At 36.6% G+C, this 12,403-nt stretch carries 11 protein-coding genes, 2 pseudogenes, 1 riboswitch and 1 other annotated feature; of the genes and pseudogenes, 4 read left to right on the forward strand and 9 right to left on the reverse strand.

Features of this window, described 5'->3' with window-relative positions:
* Positions 1–183: 183 nt before the first annotated feature.
* Positions 184–1,875, reverse strand: coding sequence for a methyl-accepting chemotaxis protein (locus BMZ31_RS01225; protein WP_090829908.1), 1,692 nt, complete (start codon positions 1,873–1,875; stop codon positions 184–186).
* 82 nt (positions 1,876–1,957) lie between these two features.
* Positions 1,958–2,042: riboswitch (cyclic di-GMP riboswitch) on the reverse strand.
* A gap of 1,030 nt (positions 2,043–3,072) precedes the next feature.
* Here BMZ31_RS01225 and BMZ31_RS01230 point away from each other — a divergent pair.
* Positions 3,073–3,354: a phage holin family protein gene (locus BMZ31_RS01230; protein WP_090829909.1), complete on the forward strand. Its 282-nt coding sequence runs from the start codon at positions 3,073–3,075 to the stop codon at positions 3,352–3,354.
* A gap of 185 nt (positions 3,355–3,539) precedes the next feature.
* Here the strand turns inward: BMZ31_RS01230 and BMZ31_RS01235 are convergent.
* The 4 genes and pseudogenes from BMZ31_RS01235 to BMZ31_RS01245 all read right to left on the reverse strand — a co-directional run.
* Positions 3,540–3,890: pseudogene (locus tag BMZ31_RS01235) on the reverse strand (cation acetate symporter); the annotation flags it as partial.
* A gap of 45 nt (positions 3,891–3,935) precedes the next feature.
* On the reverse strand, positions 3,936–4,784 hold the full coding sequence (locus tag BMZ31_RS01240; protein ID WP_090829910.1) for a hypothetical protein: 849 nt from the start codon (positions 4,782–4,784) through the stop codon (positions 3,936–3,938).
* A gap of 92 nt (positions 4,785–4,876) precedes the next feature.
* On the reverse strand, positions 4,877–5,005 hold the full coding sequence (locus BMZ31_RS20860; RefSeq protein WP_302846822.1) for a hypothetical protein: 129 nt from the start codon (positions 5,003–5,005) through the stop codon (positions 4,877–4,879).
* Between the two features lie 164 nt (positions 5,006–5,169).
* Complete coding sequence (locus BMZ31_RS01245; protein ID WP_254778545.1) at positions 5,170–6,267, reverse strand: amidohydrolase; 1,098 nt, start codon at positions 6,265–6,267, stop codon at positions 5,170–5,172.
* A gap of 179 nt (positions 6,268–6,446) precedes the next feature.
* Positions 6,447–6,688: a binding site (T-box leader), on the forward strand.
* Between the two features lie 39 nt (positions 6,689–6,727).
* Between BMZ31_RS01245 and BMZ31_RS01250 the strand changes: the two genes are divergently transcribed.
* Positions 6,728–7,318, forward strand: a complete 591-nt coding sequence (locus BMZ31_RS01250; protein ID WP_090829912.1) for a LysE family translocator — start codon at positions 6,728–6,730, stop codon at positions 7,316–7,318.
* A 47-nt stretch (positions 7,319–7,365) separates the two neighbouring features.
* Here BMZ31_RS01250 and BMZ31_RS01255 read toward each other — a convergent pair whose 3' ends face one another.
* A complete protein-coding gene (locus BMZ31_RS01255) occupies positions 7,366–7,806 on the reverse strand; it encodes a DUF6376 family protein (RefSeq protein ID WP_090829913.1) in 441 nt (146 codons plus the stop codon).
* A 280-nt stretch (positions 7,807–8,086) separates the two neighbouring features.
* Here BMZ31_RS01255 and BMZ31_RS01260 point away from each other — a divergent pair.
* Positions 8,087–8,780 (forward strand): annotated as a pseudogene (locus tag BMZ31_RS01260) (aspartate/glutamate racemase family protein).
* 84 nt (positions 8,781–8,864) lie between these two features.
* Here the strand turns inward: BMZ31_RS01260 and BMZ31_RS01265 are convergent.
* Positions 8,865–9,257: a hypothetical protein gene (locus BMZ31_RS01265; RefSeq protein WP_090829914.1), complete on the reverse strand. Its 393-nt coding sequence runs from the start codon at positions 9,255–9,257 to the stop codon at positions 8,865–8,867.
* 279 nt (positions 9,258–9,536) lie between these two features.
* Positions 9,537–9,866, reverse strand: coding sequence for a hypothetical protein (locus BMZ31_RS01270; protein WP_090829915.1), 330 nt, complete (start codon positions 9,864–9,866; stop codon positions 9,537–9,539).
* 420 nt (positions 9,867–10,286) lie between these two features.
* Here BMZ31_RS01270 and BMZ31_RS01275 point away from each other — a divergent pair, with 420 nt between their 5' ends.
* Positions 10,287–10,559: a YqhV family protein gene (locus BMZ31_RS01275; protein ID WP_090829916.1), complete on the forward strand. Its 273-nt coding sequence runs from the start codon at positions 10,287–10,289 to the stop codon at positions 10,557–10,559.
* A 916-nt stretch (positions 10,560–11,475) separates the two neighbouring features.
* On the opposite strand, the gene BMZ31_RS01280 is transcribed toward BMZ31_RS01275, so the two are convergent.
* Positions 11,476–12,384, reverse strand: coding sequence for an NAD-dependent epimerase/dehydratase family protein (locus tag BMZ31_RS01280; RefSeq protein WP_090829917.1), 909 nt, complete (start codon positions 12,382–12,384; stop codon positions 11,476–11,478).
* Positions 12,385–12,403: the final 19 nt, after the last annotated feature.

Raw genomic sequence — 12,403 nt, forward strand, 5'->3', positions numbered from 1 at the left:
AAAGCCATAATTTTTGAAAGGATTTTCTTTCTTAATTTGAATAGTAAGGAATCTAAGGTACTCTTCGAAAAGGCTGAATCAATGTCCTGAGGAATATCGTACTTTCAATACCCGCTGACATAGATGTTTTTCCTAAGGCATAAAAAAACCAGCTCTCATGGTGAGAACTGGTTCCTTACTGGCTTATACTTTAAATTTAGAGACTACATCCTGAAGTTCTTCTGCAAGTTTGGCTAAAGATTCCGCAGATGTGGTTACTTCCTCCATCGTTGCTAGCTGTTCTTGCGTTGCCGCTGAGCTTTCCTGTGTGGCATGTGCGCTTTCTTCTGAAATTGATCTTACATGTGTAATAGCACCTGTAATCTCCTTGCTGAATGCCGTCATTTCTTCTACAGCAGCTGACATTTCCTGAACCTTTCCTGAAACACCTTCAATGCTATCAGAAATTTTACTGAAGGCTTCACTTGCGGATTTCGTTTCTTGAATACCTCCCGCAACTTGTTGATTTCCTTCTTCCATTGCTTCGACAGCCTGTTCTGTTTCTTTCTGTATCATTCCAATCATTTGTCTGATTTGATCGGCGGATTTTTTAGACTCTTCTGCAAGCTTTCTTACTTCGTCTGCAACCACCGCAAACCCCCTGCCGTGTTCTCCTGCTCTAGCAGCTTCAATTGCTGCATTTAATGCGAGCAAGTTGGTCTGGTCGGCTATGCCAGTGATGATTGAAACAATATTGCTGATTTCATGTGATTTTTCTTCAAGTGACTGGATAAGGGCTGTCGCATTTCCAACTGATTGGTAAATACTATTCATCTGCCCGACAACTTTTTCGACAGACTTTGTTCCTATTTTCGTTAATCCTGTTGCTTCTTCCGTAGCCAGAAGCATTTCTTCACTATTCATGGCTACTTGTTGTATTCCAGATGCCATTTCCTCTACCGAAGCGGACACTTCTCTAAAACTATGCAGTTGCTGTTCGGTTCCTTGGGCATGCCTTTGCGTAATTTGGGCAACTTGCTCTGCAGCAGATGTACTTTGTTCAGCACTCGCAGCAAGTTCTTCAGAGCCTGATGCGACTTGCACAGATGAATCGCGAACTTGACCTACAACCACTCGCAAATCGCTTACCATTGCATTTAACGACGTAACCAGTTCGCCAATTTCATCTCGATTTTTCACGCTTAGTTCTTCTACTGAAAGATCTCCTTCTGCGACCCTTCGAAGGGAATTTGCTGCTAACACTAGAGGTTTTGAAATCATTCTGCTGATTCCATACGCAATTGCCATACCTGATGCGACAGCAATCAAACTGACGATGATGACAGTCAGCATTGTCTTTTTGGTTTGAGCGGTATTTTGGTTACTTGCTTTTTTCAATTGTTCTTCTTGATATTTTACAAGCTCATCTGCTTTTGCTTTTAGGTCACTCCCTACACGTTGAGCAGATGTATTCATTAATGAAAGATATGAATCTTCATTATTTTGGCGTTTAAAAGCAAATTGTTTTTCTACAACTTCTTGATAAATTTTATTAACCGCTTCCAATTGTTTTACCAAAGCGCCGCCTTTTTGACTAGTGGAAAGCTTCTTCAGTTCATTCATATTCTTATTAAATTCTTCAAGAGAAGCGTTATACTCATCATAATAGGACGAATAGCCTGTTAGGAGATAGCCTCGAACTGCAGCTGATTGTTCCTTTTGTGAAATTTGGAGTTCTTCAACAAGAATCATCTTATGCACACGGTCCTGAATCAATTCGCGATAAGATTGATCAACTTTTTGAATCTGGTAGATTGATAGACTAGCAACGATTCCAAGCAATGCCAATACAAATATGAACCCTCCGAAAAGCTTCTTTGCCACTGTGAACTTCATGATGAATTCCCCTTTTAGTCTATTTTTACTAACAAAAAACTACCCCGCAAAACGAGGTAGCACCCATGACTCAAAAGAAATTGAATGCAACTGGCTAGCTTCTCAAATAAGAGGAAGCCCCTCTAGTTTTGCGTCCTGCTTTTTCAAGCAGTTTGCCTATGAAATTATAAAAATTGTAAGACTTATAGAACTATTCTACCCTTTCTGTAAACGTAAAACAATCTCTCATTCCAAGAAAATAGTTCTATTTCCTTAATAAGATAGACTAAATTTGACATTTAGGTGAATGCGCTATTAAATCTTTTATTTCCTAGACCATGAAGCAATCTGATCCATCTAAATGGTTTAATAAAATAATGATACATTGAGATAATCATAATAAATGACAAGCAATGAAGCATAAAAAACTTGATAGAAATTGATAAATTTAAATCCTTTATGCAAAAACCGAAATGACAATTATGGGTTGATGACTCACATAAACTGGCATGGAAGCTTCTGCACAACAAAGTAACATTCTATTTGTTTTTGAAAAGTATTTTTCTCCAATAAAAAAGATGAAAGCAACTGTAAAAATGAGCAACACGAACAAATACCAGGGGTGAAGACTATAAATGCAAAATTACCGGTCCCCCCAATTTCAAGGTAAAGTCAGTCCATCGAAATAATACGGAAAGAATGATAAGAATGAACCACTGAATTGGCCATGTGTAATTCTTTCTATATATACTTGCGGCGGTGCCAAAACAAACACGCCAAATACGAGTGGAATGCCCAAGTGAAGCCAACGTTCTTTTAAATATGCTTTGGTTGATCTTTTTCTGAGCGCATACAAACACTTATGCCTGATATAACAAAAAACAATGGCATCAACCATTAACCTATTAACAGTGAGAATGAAAGAATAACGTTCGAATTCAGTTCGTTATTTTTCACATGCCATGGCCATGGATTGAAAAACATGAATCAGTGGTAAACAAGCACTGCTAGAGTAGCTATCACTCGGAGCAATCAAGATCGTAACGTCTTATCAAAAAATTTTCTCGCATCACTTAAAACCACCTTCAAACAAATCTAGTTCAATTGTCTAGTTTTCCAACTCTTTGAAAATACATTTTCCCCCTCAATCCTCGATGTTGAAAGTACAAACTATCTTTTGCTTTTCTTCATAAACTGAAGGGTAAGGAGGTGAGTACGATGAATCTGATAGATTTCTTGAATGAAAACTACTTCATGCTTGTTCCTGCTCTATGTGTACTTGGTTACGCTCTCAAACAAACGCCTCAAATCCCCAATTGGTCCATCATCTGGATTCTATTCTTTATGTCCTTCACACTAGCGACTTACGCCTATGGTTTTGAATTTGAGGCGATTGTAAACAGTATTACAGCAACCGGAGTTTCCTTATTTGGCCAACAGTTGTTATGTATTCGAGATAAGGATCCTCCATCCGACAAAAAAGATAATGAACTAGATTAACCAGGTTTATCTACTTTATCATCAGGTAGAAAAAGAGATACTACATTCTTTTCTGCCTGATGGTATATTAATACATAGAATTATTTTTATCATTAAAGGAGAAAATAGAGAACATTAAATTCCCCCAAAAAAAGAGCTGAACATCGCCAGACTACCAGCGTGCTCAACTCTTTAGTAAACTTCTTTTATGCTGCTTCCGATTCCTTCGTGTGAATGCGCTTCATAAATTCATTCACATCAGCAGGAACTTTGCGATTAATCTTAGGAACGCTATAAACAGAAAGGAATCCAATTGGTACTGTAATAATGCCTGGAACCTTAAATTGTAAGAAAAGCGGTAAAGTTTCGATCATGTACATTGATACTAGTAATCCGATTACTAGTCCAGCAATCGCATCCTTTTCTGTGATGCCTCTCCACCAAATTCCAAGAATGAAGATTGGTGTAAATGTACTTGCTGCTACCGTAAAGGCAAGGGCAACCAAGTGGCCGATAGAAGCTTCTTTTACCATTAACCCTAAAATACCGTAAATAATTCATTCAAAATCACAAAGACCTTCAATTCGTTTGAAGGTCTTTGTCTATTTAGCTAAAGTATTCTTATCTTCTCGATATTTTAAGATAAGCTTGTTAAAATACTTCCCAATTAGGAACATAGCCGCATGCACAGGAAAAAAAGTGTATGGATTCCATTTTTTCGCTTTAATTATTTTTAGTTTAAAAAACAACTGATCCATCATATGCAAAGAAAAAAGCCCAAACAATATTGAATTCAATTTATTGATTTTTGTAGATGCCGTACCAATCGCACTCTGAATGAATGTATATAGGGGCAGTAAAATAAAATGCTCCCAGTATTTATCCTTAAAGAATCCTATTCGAAAGAGGAATTGCTTTGATATCGCCAATAAAAAGAAGTAAATATTCGTGTAATTGACCCAATAATAGAAGAACAAGGAGATTGCAGGCATTACTTTAGCATTGGGATCCTGTAATCCTTTATTCCAACGATTAACAATATTGAAGTAATACGGCATCGCTATTATTGTGTATTTTGTCCTCCAAGAGAGATTCTTGAAAATACCCCACTTGATAAAAATCTTTTCCACTCCTCCAAAAAGAAGGGATGCAAAGATCCTCCATTTTTCATCAAACTTGAAAAACGCAAGGAAGGTGCCCATAATCGGTACAAATACTGCTTGAGAAAGCAATGCCCCAAAAACCGAATCAATCCATTTATTCTTAAAAACCTTAGGATAATAGGTATACATTTTAAATACATTTAACACAAAATACTCGAATACATAGGCAATCCCTATACTACTGAACAATAATACCAATGTTTTTTGCTTCTTATGAAAGAAAGTAAATATCAATAAGAACAGATGAAGAACTCCTAAAATCATAAAGGGTCTGGATTGTCTTTTCATAATTAAGTTCCTACTTCATCGATAGTTTCCTCTAGTTTCTCCCAAATAGCGAAAAAATATGAAGCTTGTCCATTATTTAATTGCAAATGAGTTTACGATAAAACACCCCAAACAGATGGTTTAATGAAATCCAGCTGTTTGGGGTGTTTTTTAGAATAATCACAATCATTCTTAATCATGAAGACAATAAAGAATCCAGTATTATCCTTTCGAGGAGTCATGCACCTTCCACTCCTCTTAACAAATAACAGAAAATTAACATTGTACTTTAATATAGACGATTCATAAAACATTTCATTGTCATTAAAATGTAAGAAATAAAAGGTTAGATCAGCAAGTGATTCTAACCTTTTTAGGGATGTAACCAGTAAGTCTGTTCCTTTAACTACGCTTTCCTCAGCGTTTCTGCAAGCACTCTAGCTCCAACGTCAAGAGCAGATTTGTTAAAAGTCATTTGAGGATGATGCAAACCAGGTGCCAAATCTGCCCCTACTCCAATCATCGTCGCCTTAATTTCCGGATGCTTAACTGTATAAAAATGGAAATCGTCACTTCCCGAAGTAATGACAGGATCCGCAAGAGAACTCACTCCGACAACATCGATGATAGCTTGTCTTGCAATGGCTTCTGCTTCTGCAGACACTTCTGCTCCAGGTGTAAGGTCAGCCCATGACCATTCAAAAGTTACCCCGTATAAGCTTTGAAGGTTGTTAAGTCCCACTTCAATCTGATTCTTGAGTTTGTACAACACTTCATTCTTTTGCGCCCTTACATCAATCGCAAATTCAGCAGATCCAGGAATGATATTCAAACTCTCTCCGCCGGCCAAAATTTTTGTAAGTTTAGCTGAGTGAGGCTCAAAAGGCGAAATGTAAATTGATTTTACAAATTGGTGTAGAGCAAATAGAGCGTCGATGGCATTCTTACCTTGATGCGGTCTCGCACCATGCGCATCCACCCCCTTGATTTTCCCTTCCAAGAAAATGCCGGCACCATGATGGATGGAAGGCGACACCTTTCCTAAAGGAAGCTCTTCAATCGGTCGAAGATGAATACCAAATAACTGTGAGACATTTTCGACGGCTCCGTGATCAATCATCGCAATTGATCCATTCCCCTTTTCCTCTGCTGGTTGAAAAATAAAACGGATTTTTTTGCTCAAATGCTCATCTTTTACATACTTCAATGCACCTAATACCATAGAAATAATCGCACTGTGTCCACATGAATGGTTCGCTTTCCATATTCCATCCACTTCCTGCCACAACGCATCAATTTCCGCACGCACTGCAATCACATCGTTACCTTCGCCTATTTCCGCAACCAAACCGGTTACATCTTCAAAGCGGCGATATTTTATTTGTAATTCATCTAAGATTTTTGCGATTGTATTTGTCGTCTCATACTCTTTCCAGCTCACTTCTGGATGAGCGTGAAAATGTTCAAACCACTCCAAGATCTGGTTTTCATAATTTTGATTCAATACCTTGCACTCCAATCTATTCAGCAACATTATATTTTTCATGTTACATGAAAGAGGTTTGTTGGACAATTTGAAATTTTGTTTTTCTTGAAAGTTGTATTACTAAAGCTTAATTATTAACTGTGATATTTTTATTTTATAAGAAATTTAAATATGATAAACTATGATTAAAATAGCTTATAAAAACATTGATGAGGACAAGTAATCTATACACAACTTTTCAGAGAGCCGGGGATGGTGCAATCCTGGCAAGGACGTAAAGATGAATAACACCTTTGAGTTTCTAACCGAAATAGCTTGACTAGAGTAGGCTTAGACGTGACCGAGACGTTAAAATCGGAGAGTATGATGGTACTCGTAAAAAGCTGGTCGTTTTAGACAATTTGGGTGGTAACGCGGAAGATAACCTTTCGTCCCTTTATAAGGGATGGAAGGTTTTTTTATTTTAGGAGGAGTTGTAATGTTATTTCTTAAAAGCCTGATTCTAGGCATATCTGTTTCTGCACCTGTCGGCCCTATTGGGTTATTGTGCATACAAAGAACGCTGAGCAAAGGTAAGTTAGCAGGATTTCTGACGGGATTTGGAGCTGTAACAGCCAACATGATATACGCAAGCATAGCCGCATTTGGCTTTTCGGTAGTATCGACTTTCCTTACTGAACAAGAAACCTATTTAAGAATCTTTGGTTCCGTGTTCTTATTTTACCTTGGCATCAAAACTTTTTTGAAGCAGCCGGCTAATGAAGCTGCTCATCTTGGTGGGGAAACACTCATTTCTATGTACTTAACAACATTTTTGTTAATGTTCACAAACCCTTCCACCATTTTTAACTTTGTGGCAATGTTTACGGGACTTGGTTTTGATCAAGGTTCTAGTTCTCTTACTACCTCCCTTTCATTAATAAGTGGTGTGTTTGTCGGAACCTCTCTATGGTGGTTGTTCCTTAGTTTCGTGGTAAGTCGCTTCAAGGATAAGATTACACTACATCTTAAACTCGTTAACAAAGTGGCCGGAGGGCTTATCATTCTGTTGGGAATATTAGCGTTATGATAAAAGAAAGAGGACTACCTTCGTCTGATAGTCCTCTGCCTCTAAAATTACAAACCTAATTGTTCAAGTCTAGAAAGTAAACCCTGGACATTATTAATCGTTGTAATAATCTCTGAGTTTTCAAGCTTATCGAGAGCGATATGCCCGTTTTCAATCACTTGATTGATTTGATCTAGTAGCTCTTCATTCTTGGTAACTAGTTCTGCATGTATATCTTTTGCAACCGCTGGAATATCCTCTGTAGCAATAAATTCTTCAATACTCGCCTTAACATCCATCAATTGATTTTCAAGTTCTTTTCTTGCTGCATCATCCTGTGCAGCATTTTGAATCAGCTGCGGCGCCTGCTCAGCAAAGTCGCTTAGCAAATTAATGTGCTCAGTCGTTTTATTCACATACTCCAAAGAATCATTCACTTCTCCTAATAAAGAACACGCGCTAAGTAGGAGGCTCTGCATGACAATAAGGATTAATAGTATTTTCTTCATAATAACTTCCTTTCTTTTTGGCTCTGCTAAACGACATTGAAAATGGATCTTCTTTTTAAAAAATCCAACTAGTTATTTGTATGTAATACGTTCAATCTTCATGAAAGTTTCATTTCAATGGTAACACTAAATCTTGTTCGAATAGCCCAACTATTAACTTCATCAAATAATAAAGAGAATGCATAATTAAAATGGTTTTTTTTGTAATTAATTATTTTAGATGTGATAATAGTGAGAGAATCACGAAAGATTTCTAGATTGAGATTGGAGTGAACATTGCATGAAAACAATTGGAATGATTCGTGGAATGAGTTGGGAGTCTACGAAGTTTTATTATGAAATATTGAATAAAGAAGTGAAAGGAAGGCTTGGAGGTCTTCATTCGGCAAAGGTAGTTCTTTATTCATTTGACTTCGAGATCATTAAAAAATTTCAATTTGAAGGAAGATGGGAAGAAGCAACTAAGCTATTATGTGAAGCAGCTCAGACACTCGAGCAGGCAGGTGCTGATCTTGTCATACTTTGCACGAACACGATGCATATTTCTGCAACTAACATTGCCGAAAGTATCCGCATTCCTTTTTTTACATATCGCAGATGCAACAGCATACCAACTACGAAAAGACGGCAGGAAAAGTATCGGCTTACTAGGCACAAAGTTTACAATGGAAGAAGATTTCTATAAAGGAAGATTAATAGAAGAGCACGGAATTGAAGTGATTGTTCCAACTGAAGAAGAAAGAACAATCATTCACGATGTCATCTATCAGGAGCTTTGTCTAGGCGTCATCAAACAGAAATCAAAAGAGAAATATCTAGAAGTAATCCAGCATTTGAGGGAACGTGGAGCGGAAGGAATCATCCTCGGTTGTACAGAAATTACCTTGCTCATTGAACAATGCGATGTCGATATGCCGATATATGATACAACTACTATCCATGCAATAGAGGCAGTTGAAAAGGCACTTGAATAATCACCTACTAAATCATAAAAAGGGGACAAATCAAAGACAAGAATTTGTCCCTTTTTCCTAATAAAATCATTTTGATTTGTGAATTTAACTTTGTAAGGGATTCGTTTCATAAAAAATCATTTGTCCATTTTTATCAAAATAGACGACTGTCTTTAGTTTAAAATCACTCTCTTTACTATTTACAAATTCCCATGCTGCAGTTGCTGCTTTCTTTAATTGATCTTGTTTATCTTCATCAGGTGCCAATGATGTTTCTATCAATAATTTTTCACCATTCACCTTCATGTCCTTAATCAATCCATACCATGATGTGTCAGAAAAACTCTTCTCAAAATGCTTCTTGATCGCGAGCGTTCTTAATGCATTCTTCTCTTCTTGAATTGGATGAATCTCAACACCGCCTTCTCCAGGCTTCGATTTTACCGGGGGTACGGCTACTTCTTCCACTTCCTCTGAATTCTTCTTTTGTTCAGCCATTCCGGTCTCCTCCTTCCCATTACATCCACTGATGAGAAAGACCAGACCGAGAGTTAGGGAGCATCCTTTAATCGAAAATCCATTAGGGATCATTTTCATTTGATTCACTCCTTTCACCTACATTATTCCATTTTTCTCATCATATAACCTTCTAAATACCCGTTACATTTTCATTTCATGCATGTCCGTGACGAAACAATAGAATAGTCAGTCCAGTTTAACCCAATCTTGCCTCAACTAAAAAGCTCTGCATCAATGCAGAGCTCTGACAGTTTCTAATCAATACCATCCATACGGATAATAAGGATAATACGGATATGGATAAGGGTATGGATAAGGGTATGGATATCCGTATCCGTATCCATATCCGTATCCTGGGCCAGGTGCTAGTATCGCGCCGGCTGCCAATCCACCCAAAAATCCTCCTAAAAATGGACCACCAAAGCCAAATGGGCGCCGTCCGAACCCGAATCCCGGTCTTCCAAATCCAAATCCAGGGCGTCCAAATCCAAATCCTGGACGTCCAAACGGTCTTCTCTGATCATTTACATCCACAAAATGCGGGTCAACAAAATTACCATTAGAAATAGTTTGATATTCGGTATGCATATTATTCCTCCTCATTATTCATACACTAAAGATTATGCATTTACCTACAAAATGTCGTGGGTCTTTGCCCAAGATTTCATTATTTTTCGTGAGATTCACCTCCATAACACCCTTATTTCTTTATTTTCTCAACAAAAAACACGCCATCTTAAAGGCGTGTCCTGAAATCATCTGTCATTTTATCCTTATATTTTGAACCCTGTTCAGTCTTTTTTATTTCCGTATTAATCCATAGTATCAATCTCAACCAACTCCCATGAAGTCACGATTCCCAGTTGTTTCTCGGTCAAACTCCCCGACACGGTAATGATAACAGCTTCAAGTTTCTAATTTTTCAATGGAAGAACCATCTCAAACCTGTCCTTTAGTGTGAGGTAGCAACATATACTTAGGACATATTGTTTTGTTTAGGAGGTTCGTATGTTTAGTTATCTTGAAAAAGCCGTTCTCGCAATGGCCTTGTTAAGAATTTTTTCTGGAAGTATTGAATTATTTGCAGCCTTTTTGATGTTACGTTTTAACACTATAGAGAAAGCCATCATTGTAAATAGTTCCCTTGCCCTTATTGGTCCAATCATCTTTATTGCAACAACGACAATCGGTCTCTACGGCATAGTAGGAGATATTTCAATAGCAAAAGTATTATGGATTATACTTGGGGTTAGCTTTATTATCATTGGTGTAAGATCTTAAGGATGAAAATTGATCTGTTAAAATTGCGGGGAATTTTATAGGGTGCTGAATAATTCAGTACCCCCATCATTCTGTTCTAAAACTATTCAAATAACTAATCTATCTATTGTATTTTTTTCTTAAATAACCTCATTTACTTATGATACGGATCACCGTAGTGCCTCTAAATGAGATTTTTCAGGAAATAAAACCCTTTTTACAATTCCTTAACTCAGTCTATCATTAAATATCTTTAATATTTTTGGGTCGTCTATATCTCTCATAATTACAATTTATTTTGAATTTAAGCCATTTAAAGGTGGTTCAAAAACTCCCTTCATATGGCCTAGACTGCTCCAGGGAACAGCACCATCGAAGGGAACTTCTCAAGAGGTTTCGTTTGATGACTGACAGTCTTTGGAAAAGGTAAACTTAGTTCCTAAAGGCAAGGGCTGGACAGTGGATATTAAGCATCCAATTGCTAGGAAGATTTGTGTCACTTCGGGTAAACACTGAGGATGATACAGGTAACACATCACTCAAGGGATTAAAGCATATGATCTCTTAAGTTTAGCGTTTACACACTCTCTTTATATGATTATAAGCTTAAAATGAACATTCAGAAATTGGAATAAGCTAATAATGACTATTAAAAAAGAGTCTATAGGAAGGTATAAATGGATTTAAAACTGCCTGTCAAAACCCAAATATCCTTTTATACAGAATCTAACTTGAATCCTTTTCTATAAATTGGAAAATACACAAAACACACTAATCATATGAGACGTTAATTGCATATGTTTGAATTTAATAGTGTCTGTGCAACCTCGACATAATATTAAACCTTATTTACTTACGATAGAGTTTACCTTATTTTTCTAAAAAGAGTCTTTTTAGGAGTTTTTTCCTTTAATATAACAGTAATTAATAAAGCTATCTATTTTTCGCTAAAGGCTCGAAAATATTGAAGCGTATCCTTCAGAGAAGAATGTAATGAAAATGTTGGGCTCCATCCTAATTGAAGTAGTTTTAAAGGAATTTCGTCAACCGTCAGTTTATCAACATCATTAGAAAGGGATTCAACCTTAAAGTCTATATCTGTTAAGGTTTTATATATTTGAATTAAATCCCCAATTGAATAACATTTTCCTGAAGATATTTCATAAACTTCCCCTGCTAGTCCTTTATTAAAAAGTACTTCATATGAACTTACAACATCTCTTACATCTATGAAATCACGTTTAGAATTTAAGTTATTTACTACCAAAACCTTACCCAACATATTTTTTTCCATTTGAGCAATTTTATTGGCAAAAATGGAATTAACACCATTGGAAATACCAGGTCCAATTATATTAGATGGTTTTGCAATTACGATGTTCATTTTGTACATTTTTACCCATGCTTGTGAAATTATTACCTGGAGTGTCTTACTGAGACTATAAGGATGTAGTTGATTGGATAGTTCGTTGGGGTTAATTTGGAGAGCAGAACCGACAATAACAATTTTACAAGTTGGATTTAGTTGCCGGGTAGCATCAATGATATATAGTGTTGATAAAAAATTGGTTTCAATTGTTTTAACCGGATCTTCCCAAGAACGGCCAACATGATTGATTGCTGCTAAATGTAATAGGAAATCAGGTTTTATTTTTTTTATTAATTGATAAACACTTTCTTTATTTGTAAGTTCACAGTATTCTATACTAATCCCTTTACTGTCTATAACAGATCCTTTTCTAGTTACAGCTATTATTTCAAATCCTAAACCGGAAAAATGTTTACAGGCATGTTCTCCAGTAAAGCCACTTGCACCAGTAATTAACAAATTTGGCCGCTTATCCATCATTTTCCTCCCATATATT

Source organism: Bacillus sp. cl95, from assembly GCF_900115925.1.
In the GTDB taxonomy this organism is placed as follows: Bacteria; Bacillota; Bacilli; order Bacillales; family Cytobacillaceae; genus Neobacillus_A.

Bases quoted from the DNA above. Each gene is read 5' to 3' on its own strand.
- BMZ31_RS01265 (WP_090829914.1), bottom strand. From the start codon at position 9,257: ATGGCTGAACAAAAGAAGAATTCAGAGGAAGTGGAAGAAGTAGCCGTA.
- BMZ31_RS01250 (WP_090829912.1), top strand. From the start codon at position 6,728: ATGTTATTTCTTAAAAGCCTGATTCTAGGCATATCTGTTTCTGCACCT.
- BMZ31_RS01280 (WP_090829917.1), bottom strand. From the start codon at position 12,384: ATGGATAAGCGGCCAAATTTGTTAATTACTGGTGCAAGTGGCTTTACT.
- BMZ31_RS01270 (WP_090829915.1), bottom strand. From the start codon at position 9,866: ATGCATACCGAATATCAAACTATTTCTAATGGTAATTTTGTTGACCCG.
- BMZ31_RS01240 (WP_090829910.1), bottom strand. From the start codon at position 4,784: ATGAAAAGACAATCCAGACCCTTTATGATTTTAGGAGTTCTTCATCTG.
- BMZ31_RS01255 (WP_090829913.1), bottom strand. From the start codon at position 7,806: ATGAAGAAAATACTATTAATCCTTATTGTCATGCAGAGCCTCCTACTT.
- BMZ31_RS20860 (WP_302846822.1), bottom strand. From the start codon at position 5,005: ATGACTCCTCGAAAGGATAATACTGGATTCTTTATTGTCTTCATGATT.
- BMZ31_RS01230 (WP_090829909.1), top strand. From the start codon at position 3,073: ATGAATCTGATAGATTTCTTGAATGAAAACTACTTCATGCTTGTTCCT.
- BMZ31_RS01275 (WP_090829916.1), top strand. From the start codon at position 10,287: ATGTTTAGTTATCTTGAAAAAGCCGTTCTCGCAATGGCCTTGTTAAGA.
- BMZ31_RS01225 (WP_090829908.1), bottom strand. From the start codon at position 1,875: ATGAAGTTCACAGTGGCAAAGAAGCTTTTCGGAGGGTTCATATTTGTA.